The sequence below is a fragment of the Butyrivibrio sp. YAB3001 genome (assembly GCF_900112195.1).
GTDB lineage: Bacteria > Bacillota > Clostridia > Lachnospirales > Lachnospiraceae > Butyrivibrio.
This window is the reverse complement of record NZ_FOKR01000013.1, coordinates 20,204-42,839: the sequence shown is the minus strand read 5'-3', so window position 1 is coordinate 42,839 and position 22,636 is coordinate 20,204. Positions and strand designations below refer to the sequence as shown.

Annotated in this window: 13 protein-coding genes; 1 reads left to right on the top strand and 12 read right to left on the bottom strand. The window is 39.8% G+C overall.

The window, feature by feature from the left end; all coding sequences use genetic code 11:
• Positions 1-23: 23 nt before the first annotated feature.
• The 11 genes from BM086_RS13665 to ftsH all read right to left on the bottom strand — a co-directional run bounded on the left by BM086_RS13665 (position 24) and on the right by ftsH (position 16,096).
• Positions 24-275, bottom strand: a complete 252-nt coding sequence (locus BM086_RS13665) for a hypothetical protein (RefSeq protein WP_092327701.1) — start codon at positions 273-275, stop codon at positions 24-26.
• A gap of 278 nt (positions 276-553) precedes the next feature.
• Entirely contained in the window at positions 554-5,899 is a 5,346-nt protein-coding gene (locus BM086_RS13660; protein ID WP_092327698.1) for an InlB B-repeat-containing protein, read from the bottom strand.
• A gap of 25 nt (positions 5,900-5,924) precedes the next feature.
• Positions 5,925-6,161, bottom strand: a complete 237-nt coding sequence (locus tag BM086_RS13655) for a hypothetical protein (protein ID WP_330391606.1) — start codon at positions 6,159-6,161, stop codon at positions 5,925-5,927.
• A gap of 397 nt (positions 6,162-6,558) precedes the next feature.
• Complete coding sequence (locus BM086_RS13650) at positions 6,559-6,819, bottom strand: HPr family phosphocarrier protein (protein ID WP_092327694.1); 261 nt, start codon at positions 6,817-6,819, stop codon at positions 6,559-6,561.
• A 27-nt stretch (positions 6,820-6,846) separates the two neighbouring features.
• Entirely contained in the window at positions 6,847-7,794 is a 948-nt protein-coding gene (gene whiA, locus BM086_RS13645; protein WP_092327692.1) for a DNA-binding protein WhiA, read from the bottom strand.
• A gap of 19 nt (positions 7,795-7,813) precedes the next feature.
• Entirely contained in the window at positions 7,814-8,698 is an 885-nt protein-coding gene (gene rapZ, locus BM086_RS13640) for an RNase adapter RapZ (RefSeq protein WP_092327689.1), read from the bottom strand.
• A 29-nt stretch (positions 8,699-8,727) separates the two neighbouring features.
• Complete coding sequence (gene murB, locus BM086_RS13635; RefSeq protein ID WP_242952206.1) at positions 8,728-9,639, bottom strand: UDP-N-acetylmuramate dehydrogenase; 912 nt, start codon at positions 9,637-9,639, stop codon at positions 8,728-8,730.
• Between the two features lie 54 nt (positions 9,640-9,693).
• Entirely contained in the window at positions 9,694-10,632 is a 939-nt protein-coding gene (locus tag BM086_RS13630) for an ROK family glucokinase (protein ID WP_092327684.1), read from the bottom strand.
• Between the two features lie 35 nt (positions 10,633-10,667).
• Complete coding sequence (gene hprK, locus BM086_RS13625; protein WP_092327681.1) at positions 10,668-11,612, bottom strand: HPr(Ser) kinase/phosphatase; 945 nt, start codon at positions 11,610-11,612, stop codon at positions 10,668-10,670.
• Positions 11,613-11,793: 181 nt separating this feature from the next.
• Positions 11,794-13,659 (bottom strand): excinuclease ABC subunit UvrC, encoded by a 1,866-nt coding sequence (gene uvrC, locus BM086_RS13620; protein WP_092327678.1) that lies wholly within the window; start codon positions 13,657-13,659, stop codon positions 11,794-11,796.
• A gap of 154 nt (positions 13,660-13,813) precedes the next feature.
• On the bottom strand, positions 13,814-16,096 hold the full coding sequence (ftsH, locus tag BM086_RS13615) for an ATP-dependent zinc metalloprotease FtsH (RefSeq protein WP_092327676.1): 2,283 nt from the start codon (positions 16,094-16,096) through the stop codon (positions 13,814-13,816).
• Positions 16,097-16,465: 369 nt separating this feature from the next.
• Between ftsH and BM086_RS13610 the strand changes: the two genes are divergently transcribed.
• Positions 16,466-18,076, top strand: coding sequence for a CTP synthase (locus BM086_RS13610; RefSeq protein ID WP_092327673.1), 1,611 nt, complete (start codon positions 16,466-16,468; stop codon positions 18,074-18,076).
• A 97-nt stretch (positions 18,077-18,173) separates the two neighbouring features.
• Here BM086_RS13610 and BM086_RS20990 read toward each other — a convergent pair.
• Positions 18,174-22,636, bottom strand: a 4,463-nt coding sequence (locus BM086_RS20990; RefSeq protein ID WP_175560284.1) for a beta strand repeat-containing protein, incomplete at its 5' end; no start/stop codon positions are given.

Below are 22,636 nucleotides of genomic sequence, written 5' to 3'. Positions count from 1 at the left end.
TATCTCTCCCTCCTGTAAAAATGTTATGAAACCGAATGTTCCTGATTGCCTTCTTCCGATGCTTTCTCTTTTGTTTTAGCCATAGCACCATCGATAAGATTGAGTAACTCTAATGCACTTCTAAATCTTTGTGACTGATTTTCCTCCGCCCAAGTTATCTTCCCCTGCCAGGTATTATTCTGGCAAAACTCAACTTTTACAATGAATGTACCTTTTTGACTGTCTCTGGCACCATCCTTTGCATTTTTATTATGATGATTACTTTTGTTTTCCATTTCGTTTATCCCCCACTAAAAGTAATTATAGAAATCAGTCAATCATATAACTAATCATATTTTGATTAATTTGTGAATTTTATTTCACATTCACAACACACTGTATTAAATATTATTTCACATTTTGAACACAAATGTTTATATCTTATTTATTAATTTTCTATAAACCGCTAGTTTATATATTTTTTAAGTTATTAATACGCAAAAAAGCGGTTAACCACATACTGTGATCAACCGCTTTCGCATCGAATCTTTGATATAATCTGGGTTAAAACCAATTAATCCTCTTCATTGTCTTCTTTCTTTTTAGAAGTAAATATAAGTGTTAATGCAGCAATTGCTGAAGCAATTATAGCTATTACTCTAAAAAGAATGTTTGTAGTATCTTCTGTTGCTCCTCTTCTTGCACCTAAAACCTCAGGAAGATCTGCTTCCACAGGAGCCTCAGTTCTTACAGCACCTAATACTTCAGCAAGTTCAAATGCCTCAAACTCCTGTGTAGAAATAGGTGCACTGAGAACCGCTATTGGTTCAGGATATGTAGGTTCTTCCTGTTCCGGATATACCGGCTCTGCCGGTACTGGCGCCGGATCTGGTGTAGGTGTTGGATTTGGATTCTCTGGGTCTTTCGGATCCTCTGGATCTTCTGGGTCTTCCGGATCTTCTGGATCTTCCGGATCTTCTGGATCTTCCGGGTCCTCTGGTTCTTCCGGTTCCTCTGGTTCTTCGGGATCCTCTGGTTCTTCGGGATCCTCTGGGTCTTCTGGGTCTTCCGGTTCTTCTGGATCTTCCGGGTCCTCTGGTTCTTCCGGTTCCTCTGGGTCTTCCGGATCCTCTGGGTCTTCGGGATTCTCTGGGTCTTCTGGGTCCTCTGGGTCCTCTGGGTCTTCCGGTTCTTCTGGATCTTCCGGATCCTCTGGGTCTTCTGGATCCTCTGGTTCTTCTGGATCTTCTGGATCTTCGGGTTCTTCTGGATCTTCGGGATCCTCTGGTTCTTCGGGATTCTCTGGATCTTCCGGATCCTCTGGTTCTTCCGGTTCCTCTGGGTCTTCCGGTTCCTCTGGGTCTTCCGGATCTTCTGGATTTTCCGGTTCTTCTGGTTCTTCTGGATCCTCTGGTTCTTCCGGTTCATCTCCTGGATTCTCAGGAACTTCTTCCCATACAGCGTAAAGGATGTTGCTCTCTTCGCCGTTCTCATTATCTGCTGCAATCCATGTTTCTCCAGGATATATTTCTACTTCTGTAGCACCTTTCTTAGTGCTCCATCCAATGAATTTGTAGCCTACACGACTATTAAGTCCTGTCTGCTCATGTGTCTTAGCTTTAAATCTTTCATTGATTCTCTTTACGTCATTATCAGCATCATCTTCAGGATTTGTCCGTCCGCCGCCTTCATAGTTGTCATCATATATTATTGATGTCTTTTCTGTAGAAGTGTCCTTTGCTCCAATTTTCTCAAATACAGCTCTGAGTCTGACAACTGATTCATTTTTGCCAAGATCATTTTGTTCAGAAGCAATATAATCAGCTGTTATGTCAAAACAATCATTTGGGCTGAAGAATTTATCAACATTGCCCTCTTTATCAAGAAGTTCCCACCCCATAAACATATAGTTCTTGTCTATTAATTCTGGTTTTGACAGTACTCTTGCAGTTGAATCTGATGAATAACTGTACTCATCATATCTTACAGCCTCTTTTGCAATGGATTCATCAGCCAGGTATTTTACAAGTACCTTACCTGGTTTTCTCCACTTTGCAATCAGTGTCACATTTGATACAACATCTGAATCAGCAACATAAATATCACTCCATTTATTTTCTTTGTCGTCATACCAGAACCAGCCTACAAGATCATATTTGTCGCCTTTTTCTTCTCTAGTGACATCAAGCTCTGCTTTAATATTTGTGCCCCAGTCAACAGTGAACTCTTTGTAATTTGTTGGTCCATTGTTGAAACTTCCACCATTTGGATACAACTTAACTGTATACTGAACTGGTACTAACTTAGCATAAACAACTTTACCACCAACCGGCATAGTAATAGGCTGTTCTTTTCCATCGACTTCTTTAGTGAACTTGAATTCTTTGGTTAATTCCGGATCCTCATACCATTTAACAAATACATAATGCCGTGTTAAATGAGTCTTCTCATCTTTGTTATACAAATCCTCAAGCTGTTTTTCACAATTTTCAAATGCATTACGATATTTGTCTAATGCCGTTTCATAATATATTTCGAGATCTTTTTCTGTATTATCCTCTTTTACGCGGATTTCTGTATCACCGTACATAAAAGTGAGTTTATACTTTAATCTGTCGTATCTTATATCAAGACCATTATCTGGAATCGGAATGGATTCAGGCATCTCGTAATTCCATTCTTTTGTTCCTGTTTCTCTATATGCCACTGCCTTAAATCCTGTGTACTTATCAGAAACTTTCCAGTTAAAATCATGTCCTGTAAATCCAATTTCATTCAGATCAATGTCGTTTTCATCAAGATCATTTACTCCATCCTCATCTTTATCTATGATCTGATGATCAATTTTTCCATCTCCATCTTCATCTTTAATCTGCTGATAGAAATGAACTCCGGCAGGATAATTCATATCCCTGAAGTGCCAAAGAACAAGTTTTACACGCTGACCACGCCCATTTGTCTCAGCCTCATCAATGTCGTCAAGGATCAGAGACTTTAAAAATGTTACATGTCTGTCTTTATTTGTTCTCCATTCACCTTCCGGCCATTCTTTTGGAATATCCTTTCCATAAAGATCTGACATTGATACTTCTTCATCCAGAACATATTTTAAGAATGGTCCTTCTGATGAGTATTTGCCCCTTTTATTTTCAAGCTCATACTCCCAAGTGCCATCAGTTTTCTTAGTAAGTTTTACTACGCTGGTACCTGTTGCGCCCTTCGCATCCTTAACTAGCTTTACTCCATATACGTCTTCAGAGTTATTTACAGCATTAACAGCTTCTTCTTTGCTGATGACTTCTGCTTCCATAAAGTCTATGCTTACAACGTTTCTATCATAATAGACATTTATTACAGTATCACCTTTTTTGCTTATTTCGCATCCACTTACTGACTTTTGGGCCTCGCTAACCTTTTCGCCAGACTTTACAACTGCGCTTCCTACATAGTGAAAACCTTTTGAAAGCTTATCATTTAAAGCATCGCTATCATAGACTTCTTTGCCATCAATTGTTATCTTTGCGCTATCATTACCTGCAATCGCAATATCAGCTCCTGGTTTTGCCAAAAGAGTGCCCGTCTCTCCGCCATAACTTGCAACATAATCATATGACTTCTTTCCGACTTCATGATCCCCAATCTTATTATCAGCATCATAAACATCGGAAATGTTCTGTGCCCAAACGATGATTGTGTAATTGACTTCCGCATTCTGCTCCCAGCCTGCATATAATGTCAGATTGTTGCCTGTGATTCCTTTCGCAATCTCTTCCTTAAATACTTCATCAAATACATCTTCAACGTTCTTGTTCCAGTCATCATCGGTAAACTTCTTGCTGTCATCAAGATTTTCTGCTGCATCACGCGAAGTAAACCAACCTTTAAATGTGTAACCTTTTCTTATAGGATCAATTTGAGGCTTCTTATCCTTTAAAGACTCGCCATATTCTGCATAGATTGGAACTGTATAGCTGCTTTCTTTGCTGTTTCCATCATTAGCATCAAAATAGATATAATATGGTTCTACAACAAGTGCATATAGTTCCATATCTTTATCTACTGTTATGACATCTTCCTTAAGTAAAGCTTCTTTATTATTTTTCTCAGTTGTCCAGCCTACAAATACCTTATGTGCGCTGCTTTCTTCATCTCCAATAGCATACTTTACTTTTGATACATCTATTGTTGAATACTGTTCTTTATTATTTTCATCTAATGTAGATTTCGCCTCAAGTACTTTTATTACTTCCCCATCGTTACCGATAAAAGATACAAAATAAGTAATAGAAATTCTCGCTTCAACTTCTACAATAGTCTCTCCCGCTTCGAACTGATCTTCTTCTATCTCAAGCGGAAACTCTATTTTTTCTTCTGTCCCCTTAACAAACCATCCAAGAAATTCCTCATGTTCTCCAAGCCCCTCAGGAATTCCAGGATTCTTTATTGTTTCATCTTTTTTTACAGTCTGAGTATTTACAAGCTCATTACCATAGTAAAACTTGTAAGTAACAAGCTTGGTTTTATCAGTATTATCTTCATCTTCCTTGTCTTCCCCAGCAACAATGAAAATTGAAAACTGATTTACTTCAAAGCTTGCGCTCTCAACATTGCCTGCGCCGTCCTGTTCAACATTTGCTGCGATTGTCTCAACATCACCGTCATGCTCATGAAGGACGCTGACATTCTCAGCTTCTAAAGCTTCCTCAAGAGAAAGGCTTACACTTACATACTTGTTGTCAGCAGGTTGGATCTCATTTCCTTCGTATACAAAAGAAATATCAACACCTTTTGCTGTTGTAATCTGGTCTCCAAGTTCATCCCTAGCTGTAGCTATTGCCTCTTCGTCTGCAATAGGGCTGATAACCACCTCTGTATTAACCGGGAAGATACCTTCTGCTGCATGTACAGATACGATCATTCCACCAGCATGATAATCATTAACATCGATTGCAGGCATCTTATCTGCAATATCTAATGCAGCTTCAAAGTTAGCGATATAGGTAATATCCGCTTCAACATTCTCAGGAATAAGTGTTGCATCTACTGAAACAACTTCTCCATCTTCTGTTGTCCAGCCTATAAAGCTATACTTATCGTTCCATGCCTCTGCTGTAGAGCCCTCGAATTTAGCCTCTTCATCATTTATATTAATTGTTTCCTGATGAGAAGAAACTCTTCCGCCCTTTGTAGTTCTGTAAGTTACAGTTACGAGCTTTTCTTCTTTTTCCTGAATTTCATCCTGAAGTTCTTTATCTTCGTCTGTAACTTCATCTTCTTTTTCTTCTACAGTTTTTTTCTTCTTTTTCTTATCAGACTTTTTATCTTCTTTTTTCTCATCTGATTCTTCTGACTTATCACTTTCTTTTTCTTCATTTGATAGTTCTTCATCAGTCTCTTCTGAAATTTCCCCTTTTTCAGAAGTTTTCTCTTCAAGAGTTGTATCTTCCTTTTCATCAGAGAGCGCTATATCTTCATCTGAACCCCTATCTTCTTTTTCAGGCTCTCCTTTCTCCTGCTTCTCAGATACTACTTCATCAAGATTGCGCTCCTCTGCTTCTGTTTCAGATGATTCATCTTCATTACTATCAGCTTCTTCATCCTCAACATCTGCACTTACTTCTTCTGATGCAATTTCTTCTGTTACATCCTGATCTTCAGATTCCAAAAACTCTTCTTCAATCAGACTACCCTCTTCAGCTTCAAGATTTACGCTTTCCTGTTGGTCTGTAGGTTCATCGTTTGTACCCTGTTCGTCAGGGATCTGTTCGATTTCAACAGTCGAGATTTCATCTTTTATCTGAGCTAATTCTTCTGCATCCTCAACTGCTAACGCTCTTGCACATGCAATATCACCACCTAATGTAGTAAATATCATGCTAAGTGCAAGAAGAATTACTAATACTTTGTTAAAACTTTTCATTCCCTTCACCCTCCGATAAAAAATATCACAAAACCGAATGGTTCACTTCATCTTCACCAGATAACTGATTTTGTCCAAGTGCCTCATCCATGAGTTTTATAAGTTCTAATGCGCTTCTGAACCTTACCTGCTTATTTTCATCAGCCCATGTAACTTTCCCTTGCCAGGTATTATTATGGCTATGTTCAATCTTTACTATAAATGTGCCTTTTCCGCTTCCGCGATTATTATTCATCGTGCTTATATCCTTGATTTTCCCCATATCATACTCCTGAATCTTTTTTCACAAAATGTGCTGCAAAATGCCTTTTTTGTCTGAACAGAAACACTCAGCACAGATACTGATTATAAGCATTTAGCAATCATACGACCTATCATAATCATGCTGAATAATGTAAATATTTTATTCTTTTTTAATTTTTATTTTATTTTTTAGTAATAAATTAATAAAAAAACGACGCTGAATTTTTCCTTCAACGTCGTTCATAATTTATTTACAATTAATTAAAAGAATGGTAACTTGGAATCATCTTTTAGACATATTGAGTTGATATCATAATATTGTCAGATGAGTTAAGACAATACCAATTTAAAAAAACTTTTTCATAATATGCCAGGTAAGGAAGCTTACCTGGCATCCTCCCTTTTATAGGGCTTTTTTATTTTGCATTTCCCTGAAGGAAATTCTCCATGTCTGCTACAGCAGCCTCTTCATCAGATCCATCTGCAATAACAGTTACCACTTCGCCAGAGTTAAGAGTCAACGTCATCATACCCATGATACTCTTGGCATTAACCTTCTTAGACTGAGCCTCAATATGAACAGTGCTGTCATATTTGCTTGCAAGCTGAACCATTTCAGCAACAGGTCTTGCCTCAAGTCCTCTAGGCAATTTAATTTCGATAGATTTTGTTATCATAATTCCCCTCCTGAAATTATTAACACATCAAGTTCCTTTTATCTTATCTGCCAACTCACTAAGTTTCCTCAACCTGTGATTGACTCCCGACTTTCCAACCGGCGGATCCAGCAATTTACCAAGCTCGGAAAGTGTAGCCTCAGGATTTTCCAATCTGACCTCAGCCATTTCTCTAAGTCCTGCCTGCAGATTTTCAAGACCATAATGATCTTTGATAAAAGTAATATCTTCAATTTGCTTAGTAGCAGCATTTACTGTCTTTGTAATATTGGCAACTTCACAGTTGACGCGCCTGTTAATGGAATTACGCATTTCTTTTACTATGCGCAGATTTTCCAGATTCATAAGACTTACCGGCGCTTCCATTATATTAAGAAGATCAACAATCCCTGAACCTTCTTTAATATATAGAACAAAATACTTTTTCCTTTGGATGATCTTCGCTTCTATGTCGAAGCTCTCAATCATCTCTTTTATCTGATTAGCCTGAATTTCGCTACTGCAATCATATTCCAGATGATACCCCTTATTAGGATCGCTGATAGAACCAATGCAAAGAAAAGCATCCCTTAAAAATGCTCTCTTGCAGCATGTGTTCCTTGTAACCTGAACACTTATCCCGTCATCTATATCTCGTAAATTCCCTTTACTATCCATCACTTTGATAGCTCCAAGAACTGACCTTATCTGGCTCTGATCATTCATCACAGCCTTGTAAATACGACCATTATCCTTGAAATATGGGATATCCTCCAAAATGCTAGTTCCTATATTAAATGCTTTTTTTAATAATGTAAAGAACTTTCTAACCACAAGAGGATTGTCAGCCTGCAAAAATAGCGTAACAGAGTCGTCTTCCGATATGCTTATATGCCCTGCAAGATCAATTATCGCTGCGACCTCTGCCAGCTGGCAATGTCTTGAATTTCCAATATGTTTAGCCAGTTCTTCCTTTACTTCTGAAGAAAAAGACATCCTATCTATTACCTTAAAATCAATTTGATTTGGAGCTGTTTTTTACATCTCTATGAGATATCTTAATTCCAAACTTGCCCTCTGAATCCTTTAATCTCGAATAAAGTTCATTGGCAATCGTTACGCTTCTGTGCTGACCTCCGGTACAGCCTATGGCAACTACCAACTGATATTTGCCCTCCTGGACATATCCAGGAATCAGGAACTGAAGCATATCGGTAAGCTTATCCAAGAACTCTCCACAGGCAGGAAAACTTTTAACATAATCCTGCACACCCTTGTCATTTCCAGTCTGATGCTTAAGTTCATCTATATAATATGGGTTTGGTAAAAAACGAACATCAAAAACCAGGTCTGCATCAGAAGGAATTCCATATTTAAATCCAAATGACAGAATTGTGACCATAAGGGAGTTATAGCCCTCATTTTTAACAAATATCCTGTCAAGTTCCTCTTTTAACTCTCTGGTTAAAAGCTGAGATGAATCTATAACGTAATCCGCGCGTTTCTTGATCTCAGCAAGAACGGCTCTTTCCTTTGCGATTCCATCCTCGATTCTTTTCCCTGTATCATTAAGATTCATAGGGTGAATTCTTCTGGTCTCTTTATATCTTTTTATAAGAATCTGATCTCCACAATCCATGAAAAGAACTTCAACAGGAATTCCTTTTTCCTTGAGAGAATCAATGATTCCGGAAACCTCTTCAAACGCCTCTCCTGCTCTGGAATCAATTCCAAGAACAACTTTGTTTATCTCGCTATCCGGCATTGTAATCAGTTCCGCAAACTTTCCAATAAGAGATACCGGCAGGTTATCAACACAATAATAGCCTGCATCCTCAAGCATATGAATTGCTGTGGCCTTACCGCCACCACTCATACCGGTTACTATGACAAATCTCATCTTTACCCTCTTTTGCAAAAATGCTACTTTTAAAATTTACCTAACATAATAACTTCCGGTTCTAGCTTAACGCCGGATGATTCTTTGACTTTCTTTTGAACATCACATATCAGCTTATAGATATCTGCTGATGTTGCATTACCTTTATTAACAACAAATCCGCAATGCTTCTCAGACACACAGGCATCACCCACACTGTATCCCCTTAATCCGGCATCTTCTATCAATTTCCCCGCAAAATAGCCTTCAGGGCGTTTAAAAGTTGAGCCGGCGCTTGGATATTCGAGTGGCTGTTTTTCTTTTCGCTTAATAGCAAGCTCTTTCATCTTATCTGCAATTTCGTCTGTATTGCCTTCCTCAAGTTCTATCCGAACTGAAGTAATAACAAAATCTTTGCCTTTAAGTGCACTTGTCCTATAACCAAAATTAAGCGTATTTCTGTCAATTCTGATTATCTCTCCAAAAGACGAAAGTGCTCTGACTTCCTTAACGACCATCTTCATCTCGCCGCCATAGGCACCTGCATTCATGATGACCGCGCCGCCTATAGTTCCGGGAATGCCTGCCGCAAATTCAAAGCCGGTAAGGGCATTATCTCTGGCAAATGCCGCGATAGAAGAATTCATTGCCCCCGCTTCCGCATAAATTGTCTTATCGTCTTCGAGATGTATATCGGTCAGATTTCCCAAAGATATTACAGCTCCATCATAACCTTTATCTGAAACCAGCAGATTACTTCCATTTCCAAGTACAAAAAACTCAACTTCTGCTCTTCTAAGGAGCGCTACCGCATCTTTAAGCTGGTTAACATTCTCAGGTCTTAAAAACAAGCTTACAGGCCCACCCGTCTTAAACGTGGTGTGCCTGCTCATTTTTTCATTGATATGTAATTCCGATGATGGAATTATGTTTTTTAAAGCGTTTATTACATCCTTGTTCAAAAAAAATTCTCCCATTATGAAACATATAAGAAAACGCAATCTTATCAGTTTTCTTTAGTACAGTAACATCTTGGCTGCACCGTAAACACCTGCATCGTTACCAAGCTTTGCAAGAGCAAACTTAACATCCTTGCAGCCAGGGAACACATATTTGTTAAAGCTTGGCATCAAAAGATCAAAGAGCATTTCTCCTGCCTTTGAAACGCCTCCACCAAGCACGATGATCTCAGGATTTACTACACTTGCTGTGATAGCAATGCCTTTTCCAAGATAATAGCCATATCTGTCAGCAATTTCTTTTGCCACCTTATCGCCATTCTTGGCTGCGTCAAATACATCCTTGCACTCAATCTTGGATAACTGTCTAAGAACGCTGTCCTGCGTAGAAGCAGCAAGAATTCTGTTTGCAAGTCTTACTGCGCCTGTAGCGCTTGCATACTGCTCAAAGCAACCATGATTACCGCATCCGCATGCATCAGGCTCTTCATCCTCAAGATGAATATGTCCGATTTCTCCGCCTGATCCCTTAGAACCTGCGAGAATCTTGCCTTCGTTAATGATTCCACCGCCAACTCCGGTTCCAAGTGTAACAAGAAGCATGTTCTGATAGCCCTGTCCGCCACCCTTCCAAGCTTCGCCAAGTGCTGCAACATTGGCATCATTTCCTGCCTTTACAGGAAGTTTAAGCTTTGAGTGAAGTTCATTCACAACATTAACTTTTTCCCATCCAAGGTTAACAGCCTGATAGCAAAGGCCATCAACATTTACAGCTCCGGGAACACCAATGCCTGCTCCGACAACATCAGAATCGTCGATTCCTCTCTCTTTCATCTTGGCTCTTATAGCATCTGCTACGTCAGCAAGAATATACTCGCCGTTGTTCTCTGTACGGGTAGGGATTTCCCAAAAATCAACCTTTTCTCCTCCCTCAGTTAACAATCCGATCTTTGCAGTTGTACCACCAACATCTGCGCCAAATACATATCTAGCCATTTTGTGTTCTCCTTATATAAGTTCATATAAATAATTTATTCGTCGTCATCCTCTGACCGTCTGCGGGCAAGAGAGTTCTGAACTCTGTTGTAAAGCTCCTGCGCTGCATTGTAGCCCATAGCTTTCTGTCTGTGATTTACCGCAGCTGACTCGCAGATTACTGCAAGGTTTCTGCCGGGACGGATAGGTATTCTATGGCACACGATCTTGTTTCCAAGATACTCTGTGTACTCTTCTTCAAGTCCCAATCTGTCATACTCTTTATCTTTATCCCAGTCCTCAAGTTTGATGACAAGGTCGATTGTCTGTGTCTCTCTTACACTTGAAACACCGTAAAGTGTCTTAACATCGATAATACCAACGCCTCTCATTTCAATAAAATGCTTTGTGATATCAGGCGCTGTACCAATAAGTGTCTCTTCACTTACTCTTCTAAGTTCCACTACATCATCTGAAACAAGACGATGTCCTCTCTTTATCAGCTCTATGGCTGTCTCTGACTTACCGATTCCACTTTCACCGGTAATAAGAACACCAACACCATAGATATCAACCAATACGCCGTGAATAGAGATGCAAGGCGCAAGCTTAACATTAAGCCATCTGATTATTTCTGCCATAAATGCTGATGTGGACTTCTTAGTCATAAGTACCGGCACTCTTTCCTCAATCGCAATCTTTATGAAAAGAGGATCCGGTGTAAGCTCTCTGCAGAATACCACTCCCGGTATATCAAAAGAAAGAAACTCTCTATACATTTCTTCTTTTTTCTCAACCGGCATGGATTCCATATATGTATACTCAACAAATCCGATTACCTGTAATCTGGTTGCCTCAAAATGTTCAAAATAGCCCGCGAGCTGAAGTGCCGGTCTGTTAATATCCGGCTGACTGATCCTGATCTTCTTGATATCAAGCTCCGGAGTCAGGTTTTCAAGCTTCATTTTTTCAATGATAGTTTTAAGACTAACGCTTGCCATAATATCCCCCCTGTTATTTTAATCTGTGAAACTAAACAGTTTCCGCGCACCACCACAAATATATCACAGTATGTACCTATCAGCAAATTATATTTAATTATCTAAAGTAACTTCTCTTTACTAATTTTTTTCAAAAAAGCTGTGATGTGCACACATTTTTATCATCAAAAAAATTTATCTATTACTGATGAAAAAATTCATATATCTGCTTTGCTGCGTTCTCCGGAATTTCCGGAATCTGCGCAAGTTCTTCAACCGAAGCATTCTTGATATCATCTATTGACTTAAAATGCTTCATAAGTGCCTTTCTTCTAGCTGGCCCAATTCCCGGGATATCATCCAAAGAGCTCTTTACCTGCGCTTTACTTCTAAGGGACCTGTGATACTCTATCGCAAATCTGTGGGCCTCATCCTGTATTCTTGTGATCAGCTTAAATCCCTCAGAGCGTGTATCAATCGGTAATTCCACATTATTATAGTAAAGACCTCTGGTCCTGTGATTATCATCCTTAACCATACCGCAAACAGGAATACTTATTCCAAGTTCATCGAGAACCTGAAGACATATATTTACCTGACCGCGCCCGCCATCCATTAGTATCAGATCAGGAAACTTCGTAAAGCTCCCATACTGCGCATCAATATCCCTTACCTCAAGATCATGCTTTTCTTCGATACCATGAAGAAGTCTTCTTGTAAGAACCTCATGCATGCAGGCGTAATCGTCAGGGCCTGCCACAGACTTTATCCTGAACTTTCTATAATCGCTCTTTTTGGGCTTTCCTTTTTCATATACAACCATGGAGCCAACGTTGGCAAATCCGCTTATGTTCGATATATCATAAGCTTCCATTCTCTCAAGTCCCTTGATTCCCAAAAGATTTTCAATTTCTTTGACTGCCCCTATAGTCCTTCCTTCTTCTCTTTTTATTCTCTCTTTATCCTTGGAAAGGATAAGCTGCGCGTTCTGAGTCGCAAGTTCCATCAGCTTTTCCTTTTGTCCTCGTTCAGGAACCGTGATGTAGACTCTGCTGCCTTTTCTCTGTGTAAGCCACTGTTCTATGATTTCCATATCTTCGATTGACTCTGGAAGCATCAATTCTCTTGGAATAAACGGTGTTCCTGCGTAAAACTGCTTTACAAAGTTTAGAAGAATTTCTGCCTGAGGATTTTCAGACACGTGTGTCATATAAAAATGCTCTCTGCCGATAAGTCTTCCGTCTCTGACAAAAAACACCTGTACTACAGCATCTTTATCATCAGAAGCAATTGCAACTATATCCTTATCCTCCATAGAAGAATCCGTCATTTTCTGCTTCTGCGCAACAACCTTAACACTATTCAAAAGATCTCTGTACTTGGCGGCAGCCTCAAAATCCAGTTCCTCCGAAGCTGCATTCATCTTTTGTTCAAGGTCTTTTATAATGACCCCATAATTTCCATTTAAGAAATCCAGTGCCTTATCCACTCTCTTTTTGTATTCTTCCTTGGGAACCGCTCCCGTACAAGGACCGCAGCACTGTTTCATATGATAATTCAAACACGGTCTGTCCGCGCCTATATCTCTTGGAAGTACTCTATTGCAAGTTCTTAATCCATAGATCTTATTTATAAGCTCGATGGTATCTTTTACCGCAGCTGCACTGGTAAATGGTCCAAAATATCTCGATTTATCTTTTTTCATAAGCCTTGAAAAGAGAACTCTGGGATAGTCTTCAAAAACTGTCACTTTTATATAAGGATAGGTCTTATCATCCTTAAGAAGAGTGTTATATCTCGGTGAATTTTCTTTTATCAGATTATTTTCAAGGACAAGTGCCTCCAGCTCAGAATCGGTGACAATGTATTCAAAGCGCGCAATCTGCCTGACCATTTGATCTATCTGTGGTCCTCTTCCAATATTGTTCCTGAAATATGACCTTACACGATTATGAAGATTAATCGCCTTCCCCACATACATGATTGTCTCATTTTCATCCCGCATAATATATACGCCGGGTTTGCTTGGAAGTTTTTTTAATTCCTCTTTAATATCAAAATTACTCATATTATCCGGTATTTACCCTTTTCTATTAAAACAATGTCTATATCAACAAGCTCATCCATTCTTAATAGAATCTCGCTAATATCATTCATAAATCAAAAGCCGAATGGCACAATATTCTGTTTTAAGAATAATGTGACACATTCGGCCAAATTACTTATTTCTTATCAAAATCATCCGGAACATGTGAAAATCTTCCACCGCCAAGACCATTTTCCTCAGATGGGTTACTTTCTTCCGCTCCCTTTGAATTATCTTCGACAGAAGCCTTCTTAGTGCCATCATCTGATACTCTTGTATCAAATATACTTGTGTACCCATTATTCAGTGGTTCATTAGCAGAAACAGATGGCTTTTCATCATCATTTTCTGCTTCCGGGCTTGCATTAACATCAGAAGAATCAGACTCAGTTTTAACTTCCTGAGGTTTTTCCTTGCTCTTCACAGGAACATTCTCACCTACCAGAGCTGACTCTGCTCTTGTTGCATAGATTCTGCCATGCTTTGCAGCTTCAATCTCCTCTTCTGTAGGTTCAGGAATATTGTAAACCTCTCTGTATATCTTCATGAATTCCTTACCGGTAATAGTTTCCTTCTCAATAAGGAACTGTGCGATCTTATCCATAGCATCAAGATGCTCACTGATGATCTGCTTAGCTCTTTCGTAGCACTGAGCAAGAAGCTGCTTAACTTCTTCATCAACCATAGCTGCTGTGTGATCACTGCAGTTGAGGACTCTGTTACCATCAAGGTATCTGTTCTGTATTGACTCAAGCTGCATAAGGCCGAACTTCTCACTCATACCAAACATTGTGATCATGCTGCGCGCCATGGAAGTTGCCTTCTCAATATCATTCTCAGCTCCGGTTGTTACTGTGTTAAATATAACTTCTTCTGCAGCTCGTCCACCAAGAGTAACGATGATATCATCTAAAAGCTCATCCTTAGTCTGAAGATACTTTTCATCTTCAGGAACCTGCATTACATAGCCAAGCGCACCCATTGTTCTAGGAACAATTGTGATTTTCTGAACAGGCTCTGTATTTTTCTGAACCGCACTTATAAGCGCATGACCAACTTCATGATAAGAAACAATCTTACGCTCTTCTTTGCTGAGGATTCTGTCTTTCTTTTCCTTACCAACAAGAACCTGCTCAACCGCTTCCATAAGATCCTGCTGGCAAACAAATTCGCGTCCTGCCTTAACAGCATTGATTGCTGCTTCGTTTATCATGTTTGCAAGATCTGAACCAACAGCTCCGCTGGTTGCAAGGGCAATTCCCTTAAGATCAACGGTTTCATCCATCTTTACATCTTTTGAATGAACCTTAAGAATTTCTTCTCTTCCCTTAAGATCAGGCTTATCAACAATAATTCTTCTGTCAAAACGTCCGGGACGAAGAAGTGCTTTATCAAGTATTTCAGGTCTGTTAGTTGCACCGAGGATAAGAACACCCTTTGAAGAATCAAAACCATCCATCTCAGAAAGAAGCTGGTTAAGAGTCTGCTCTCTTTCCTCGTTACCGCCGCCATATTTATTGTCACGGCTTCTACCGATCGCATCAATCTCATCTATGAAAATGATACATGGAGCATTTTTACTTGCTTCATTAAAAAGATCTCTTACTCTGCTGGCACCAACACCAACATACAATTCGATAAAATCAGAACCTGCAAGTGAGTAAAACGGAACATGCGCTTCACCTGCAACGGCTTTGGCAAGAAGAGTCTTACCGGTTCCGGGAGGTCCTACAAGAAGAGCTCCCTTTGGAAGCTTAGCTCCGATCTTGGCATACTTTGCAGGATTGTGAAGGAAATCAACTACTTCCACAAGAGACTCTTTTGCCTCATCTTCGCCTGCAACATCCTTAAAAGTAACGCCAGTCTCTTTCTGCACATAAATCTTGGCATTGCTCTTACCAACACTGAGTGGTCCGCCGCCTTTTCCCATCTTTCTAAAGATAAGTGAAAGTATAAACCACATCAAAAGAATTGGCGCAACATAGTATAAGATAAATGTAAGGATAACTCCTGAATTATCAGGAACTTCACTGCTGACTTCAACTCCTGCTTCAAGCATTCGCTTTGTGAGATCGCTGTCAGCTTCTGCCTTACCGGTATAATACGTAACAGTATTTGTTCCGGCCCAATATGAATAACCTATGCCAAGCTGATCCTCTTCCTTGGTCTCCTTAGGAGTAATGTTGATTCTGTCATCTTCGATAAAGATTTTCTGAACCTCACCGTTATCCACCATATTGATGAACTCTGTGTAGGTAATCTCTCTATTTGTATTTTCCGAGAAAGCCCTCAAAAAATATGTCATACAGATCATTGTTACAAGCGCCGCGATCAGCAGCAAAATAATGTTCTGTCTTCTTGGTGAACCTGATCCGTCACCCAGCGGATTATTATTTCTTTGATTTTTATTATTGTCCATACCTTTTTATCCGTTTCTACATTATAATAAATAATGTTATGATATATGTATCATTTAGTCAATTTGTTAATAATTACATTTAGCTTTAATTTTTAAAACCACTTTCACTAGATATGGTTTTCTTTCCCTACATTTTGATATTGTATCGCACACAATTTAAATTTTCAATCGCTGTTTCTGAAAGTTTTATAAAGAATTTTCCAAATGACTCTAGATTTTCTACTGTCATATATATATAATAAGACTTTGTTTTGATACTGAAACAATCTATTTTTATTTCTATAAGGTTACATTTGTTACTTGTCAGTTCCTGACCGGTAACTACATTTTAATTATTTTTCTCGTCAATAATCAGGAGGATTTTTCAAAATGGCAGTAAAGTATATTTTTGTAACAGGCGGTGTTGTATCCGGTCTAGGAAAGGGAATTACAGCAGCTTCGCTTGGAAGACTACTAAAGGCTCGTGGGTACAAAGTTACAATGCAGAAATTTGACCCATATATCAATATTGACCCCGGAACCATGAACCCTGTTCAGCACGGCGAAGTATTCGTGACTGAAGATGGTACTGAAACTGACCTCGATCTTGGTCACTACGAAAGATTTATTGACGAGAATCTTGATAAAAATTCCAATGTTACTACCGGTAAGATTTACTGGTCTGTCCTTCAAAAGGAGCGTCGTGGCGATTATGGCGGACGCACCGTTCAAGTTATCCCTCATATTACTAACGAAATTAAGAGCAAGTTCTACAGAAACTTTACCGATGATGAGACTCGCATTGCAATTATTGAAGTTGGCGGTACTGTCGGAGATATTGAATCTCAGCCTTTCCTTGAAGCAATAAGACAGTTCCAGCATGAGATCGGACATGAAAACGCAATGCTTATCCTTGTGTCTCTCATTCCATATCTTCGCTGCTCGCAGGAAATAAAGACAAAACCCACTCAGTCTGCAGTTAAGACCATGCAGGGAATGGGTCTTCAACCTGACGTTATCGTATGTCGTACTGAGATTGAGCTTGATAAAGAGACAAAAGATAAGATAGCTCTTTTCTGTAACGTTCCAAGCAGCCACGTTCTTAACAATCTTGACCTTGAATACTTATATGAAGCTCCTCTTGCAATGGAAAAAGAGCATCTTGCCCAGGTGGCATGTGAATGCCTTGGCCTTGACTGTCCTGAACCTGATCTGGCTGACTGGAAGTCAATGGTAGATACACTCTACTCTCTCAAGCATGAAGTCAAGGTTGCTCTTGTTGGTAAATACACTCAGCTCCACGATGCATATATCTCAGTTGTTGAAGCACTTAAGCATGGCGGTATCTCAAACCATACTACAGTTGATATAAAGTGGGTTGATTCAGAGACTGTTAATAATGATAATGTTTCTGAGATTCTCGGTGATGTAGACGGAATCATTGTTCCCGGCGGATTCGGGGACAGAGGAATCGAAGGCATGATATCCTCAATCAAATATGCAAGAGAAAACAACATCCCATTCCTTGGCCTTTGTCTTGGAATGCAGCTTGCAATTATTGAATTTGCAAGAGATGTTATCGGATATACTGATGCTCACTCAATCGAATTTGATCCTAATACCACACATCCTATGATAGCTCTTTTACCTGATCAGAATGGTGTAGAAGACATCGGCGGAACACTTCGTCTTGGTTCATATCCTTGTGTCCTTGATAAAAACTCCAAGGCATTTGAATTATTTGGTTCAGAAAATATAACAGAACGTCATCGTCACAGATATGAAGTTAACAATGACTACAGAAATGTACTTGTATCTAACGGAATGAAGCTTTGTGGCCTTTCACCTGATGGAAGAATTGTTGAGATGATAGAACTTCCATCCAATTCATTCCACATGGCAACTCAGGCTCACCCTGAACTTAAGTCCAGACCAAACAGACCACATCCTCTTTTCTCAGGATTTATCAAAGCTTCGCTTGAACATGAAAACAATAGATAATTCAAAAAATGCTGCCGCACAATTAAGTGCGGCAGCATTTTCATATAAATGGCTTTTATTGAAGGTTCACATGAAATCTCTTTTTATTTAGTGGTAATTATTCCTTCTCATCCTCACGCTTTCTGGTAAGTAATATTGTAGCTGTAACGCCTGCTGCTATAAGAATTACAAGGAATCTTGCGATATCATTTGTGTCATCCTCTGTTCTTCCCCTTCTTGCTCCAAGGACTTCTCCCTGCTGTCTCTTTGCTCCAAGAACTGCGCCTTCAGGTAATGGTGCTATAACCATTTCAGGTATTTCTTCAGGTGTTGCTGCCAAAGGTATTATCCCATCCGGAATTGTAAGTACTGGTTCAGGTGTAGGTGTTGGTTCAAGAGTTGGTTCTGTCGTTGGTGTAGGCTCCGGTGTTGGTGTGGGTTCCGGTGTTGGTTCCGGCGTAGGTGTTGGAGTTGGTGTTGGAGTTGGTATAGGTTCAGGAGTAGGCGGTGGTGTTGGAGTTGGCGGTGTCGGCGGTATTATAGGCTCCGGAATAGGAGCTGCCGTAACTACCAGTTTTCCAAGATCTTCTGTAATCACGTAGTTGTAAGCCTTCGCTGTAATCCACTGTAGTGAATAACCGTTTGTTCCACTTCCAACTTCTTTCTGGCTGCCAATAGCTTTGACTGTTGCAACCTCTCCTTTAATAATTCCCTTAATCTCTGCTGTATCACTTGTAAGAGCTTTGCCATCATAAACCTTGGTTGCAGAACCGGTTGTTATAACTACCGGTGCTCTGTTGATAGTGAGTATTCCCATATTGCCGTCTTCATATCTGAACTGATCTGTTACATCATTTCCTTCAGGATCAACTACCTTCATGCCACTTGTATCCATGCTCATGTTGTAAACACCTGCATCTTTTTCTGCTGTGGCAACCTTGATTCCTGTTACTGTGAATGCTGTACCACCTATGGTTACAGTATTGCTTGTTGTTTTATCCATTTTTGCATTTACAATTACCGAGAACATATTGCTTATTGCATTGGATATAGCATTTACAACTGTCTTGATGACTGACTGTTTTCCTGATCCTTCAAGTGCAAAATCGAAGTCTTTATATTCAGTGCCATTGTAGTCTACAGTGACATCATCTGTATTTGCCCTGATAATAAATGGATCTGTACCACGTCCTTCAATCGTAAGGGTTCCAAGCTTCTCTGTAATCTGGTAGTTGGATGCTTTTGCTGTTCCCCATGTAATGCTGTAAGTATTTGTTGCTGTTCCAACATTTGTGATCTTACCTGTTGCTTTTAAGTTTACAGTTTCGCCATTCACAAGACCACTACTGGATGCATCTGCTGTAAGAGGTGTTCCATCGTACTTTTTACTTGCTGATCCTGTTGTAATTGTAAGAGGAGCCTTATTTACTGTAAGTGTTCCATCCTGGGTGCTGATGTTAGTAAAGTTTGCTGTCTTATCTTTGCCCTTAGCATCTTTTATTACAATAGCTCCGGAAATCTTGTTTGCACTTGCTCCTGCATCGATCTGGCTTCCTGTTGCCTTTGCTGATACTGTAAAGCCTGCCGGAAGACCTTCAACAGTTATCTTTTCTTTTCCGCTTCCATCTGCCTTAAGTTCCTTGCCATCATAAATCTTTTCTGCACTCGGAGCCTTTACTGTAATTGCTACAGCACTAGGTGTAATTGAAAGCTTTCCAAGATTTTCAGTAATTGTATAATTTGATGCTTTAGCATTTGTCCACTTAATACTATAGTTATTAAAGCTGCTTCCTACTTCAGTCTGGCTTCCTGTTGCCTTAACAGCCGCTGAGTCTTTTCCAACAAGACCGGTTATTGTTGCTTCATCTTTTACTAATGCTTTTCCGTCATATTGCTTACTTGCTGATCCTGTTGTGATAGTTACTGCTGCCGGATTAACTGTCAGTGTTCCATCTACAAGTTCTACGCTGGTAAAGTTCTTTGTCTTGTCAATTCCTTCTGCGTTGAAGATAGAATACTTAATAATCTTGTTAGCGCTTGTTCCAACGTCTGTCTGGCCACCTGCGATAGTTACTCTTATGGTGTGACCTGCAGGAACTGCTGCTCCTGATATCTGGAAGCTTCCCTTTGTAAGTTCACTGCCATCATATGTCTTGGTATCGCTGTCTGCCGTTAAGATGATCTGTATATTCGAACCGGTTACAGTTAGCTTTCCAAGACTATCTTTTACTGTATAGTTCTTAACATTTGCATTATCCCAGGTAATTGTATATGTGTTATTTGTACTGCCGACTTCTGTAATCTTTCCTGTAGTCTGTAACGTTACGCTCTCAGAAGCTGCAAGCCCTGTAATAGTAACTTTTTCACTTGTAAGTGCTGTTCCATCATATGCCTTGCTTGCTGATCCTGTTGTGATGGTTACTGCTGCCGGATTAACTGTTAATGTTCCATCTACCTTTACTACATTTGTAAAGTTGGCTGTCTTATCTGCTCCTGATGAATCCTTTATAACATATCCGTCAGCTACCACGTTTGCAGATGTTCCAACATCTTTCTGGCTTCCAACTGCCTTTGCAACTGCCTTAAATCCTGTCGGAAGTCCTCCGACCATGATCTTGTTTGTACCGCTTCCATCTGCTGTGAGTGCTTTGCCATCATATGTTTTTGAATCACTTGGTGCTGTGAAGGTAATCGCACTTGAGTTCTTTGTTATCTCAAGAGTTCCTATCTTTTCAGTTACTGTGTAGTTAGCAAGTTTAGCGCCATCCCAAGCGATTGTATAGGTATTAGGCGTTGTACCAACTTCTGTTATAGTACCGGTTGCTTTCAGTGTAACAGTATCGCCTGTTGCAAGTCCCGTTATTGTAGCATCATTCTTTGTTAATGCTGTTCCATCATATTCTTTACTATCTGAACCTGTTGTGATAGTTACTGCTGCTTTGCTTACTGTAAGTGTTCCATCAACCTTGGTTACATTTGTAAAGTTAGCTGTCTTATCTGCTCCTGAAGTTGTTTTAATCGTATATGTTGAAACTACATTTGCGCTTGATCCCACATCTTTCTGAGAACCTGTTGCTGATGCTGTTACTGTAAATCCTGCAGGTACACCGGATGCTGCAACCTCATCGTTTTCAAGTGCTTTGCCATCATATGTCTTACTATCTGACGCTGCTGTAAGTGTAATAGCTGCGCCATTCTTGTTTACTGTCAATGTTCCAAGGTTTTCGCTTAATGTATAGTTAGAAGCCTTTGCTGTACCCCAGTTAATTGAATATGTATTTGAGGATGATCCAACTTCTGTCTGACTTCCTGTTGCTGTTACAAGAACTTTTGATGTATCAGCTGCAACAAGACCGGTTATTCCTGCTGTCGTACATTTAAGTGCTGTTCCGTCATATTGCTTAGTATCCGAACCTGTTGTGATAGTTGCCGGTACCGGATTAACAGTCAGCTTTCCGTTTACTTTTTCAACCTTCGTAAAGTTTGATGTCTTTACTGCTCCTGATCCGTCCTTGATAACCCATCCGTCATTTACTACGTTTGCCCCGGTTCCTACGTCTGTCTGGCTTCCCGATGCTGTGGCTTCTACTGTAAAGTCTGCCGGAAGTCCGGTTGCTGTTACACTATCATTTGTAAGAGGTGTTCCATCATAAGGCTTACTATCTGATGCTGCTGTAAGGATAACCTGTACTCCTGACTTTGTTACTGTCAGTGTTCCAAGGTTTTCTGTCACCTTATAGTTAGAAGCCTTTGTTGTTCCCCAGTTAATTGAATATGTATTTTGAGAGTCACCAACCTCTGTCTGACTTCCTGTTGCTGTAACTATTGCTGTTTCACCATTTACAAGTCCTGTTATTCCTGCTGTTGCACATGTAAGTGCTGTTCCATCATATGCTTTGCTGTCGGAACCTGTTGTTATGGTTACTTGTGCCTGATTTACTGTAAGTGTTCCGTTCACCTTAGTTATGTTTGTAAAGTTAGCTGTTTTATTATTTCCCTGTGCATCCTTGATAACATAACCGTCATTTACTACGTTTGCGCTGTTTCCTACGTCAGTCTGGCTTCCCGAAGCTGTTGCTTCTACGGTAAAGCCTGTCGGAAGTCCTGATGGAGTTACTGTTGAATCTGTAAGTGCTGTTCCATCATAGGGCTTGGAAGCTGTTGCTGCTGTAAGTTTCACTGCTGCACTATTCTTAGTTACTGTCAGTGTTCCAAGGCTTTCGGTCACCTTATAGTTTGAAGACTTTGTTGTTCCCCAGTTAATTGAATATGTATTTTGGGAATCACCAACCTCTGTCTGGCTTCCTGTTGCTGTAACTATTGCTGTTTCACCATTTACAAGTCCTGTTATTCCTGCTGTTGCACATGTAAGTGCTGTTCCGTCATATGCTTTGCTGTCGGAACCTGTTGTTATGGTTACTTGTGCCTGATTTACTGTAAGTGTTCCGTTCACCTTAGTTATGTTTGTAAAGTTAGCTGTTTTATTATTTCCCTGTGCATCCTTGATAACATAGCCATCATTTACTACGTTTGCGCTGCTTCCTACATCTGTCTGGCTTCCCGAAGCTGTTGCTTCTACTG

What these genes read in the sequence shown, in the direction of transcription:
- BM086_RS13650 (WP_092327694.1), bottom strand. Translation starts at nt 6,819, where the DNA reads ATGATAACAAAATCTATCGAAATTAAATTGCCTAGAGGACTTGAGGCA.
- BM086_RS13655 (WP_330391606.1), bottom strand. Translation starts at nt 6,161, where the DNA reads ATGGGGAAAATCAAGGATATAAGCACGATGAATAATAATCGCGGAAGC.
- ftsH (WP_092327676.1), bottom strand. Translation starts at nt 16,096, where the DNA reads ATGGACAATAATAAAAATCAAAGAAATAATAATCCGCTGGGTGACGGA.
- BM086_RS13630 (WP_092327684.1), bottom strand. Translation starts at nt 10,632, where the DNA reads ATGGCTAGATATGTATTTGGCGCAGATGTTGGTGGTACAACTGCAAAG.
- BM086_RS13660 (WP_092327698.1), bottom strand. Translation starts at nt 5,899, where the DNA reads ATGAAAAGTTTTAACAAAGTATTAGTAATTCTTCTTGCACTTAGCATG.
- hprK (WP_092327681.1), bottom strand. Translation starts at nt 11,612, where the DNA reads ATGGCAAGCGTTAGTCTTAAAACTATCATTGAAAAAATGAAGCTTGAA.
- uvrC (WP_092327678.1), bottom strand. Translation starts at nt 13,659, where the DNA reads ATGAGTAATTTTGATATTAAAGAGGAATTAAAAAAACTTCCAAGCAAA.
- rapZ (WP_092327689.1), bottom strand. Translation starts at nt 8,698, where the DNA reads ATGAGATTTGTCATAGTAACCGGTATGAGTGGTGGCGGTAAGGCCACA.
- whiA (WP_092327692.1), bottom strand. Translation starts at nt 7,794, where the DNA reads ATGTCTTTTTCTTCAGAAGTAAAGGAAGAACTGGCTAAACATATTGGA.
- BM086_RS13610 (WP_092327673.1), top strand. Translation starts at nt 16,466, where the DNA reads ATGGCAGTAAAGTATATTTTTGTAACAGGCGGTGTTGTATCCGGTCTA.
- BM086_RS13665 (WP_092327701.1), bottom strand. Translation starts at nt 275, where the DNA reads ATGGAAAACAAAAGTAATCATCATAATAAAAATGCAAAGGATGGTGCC.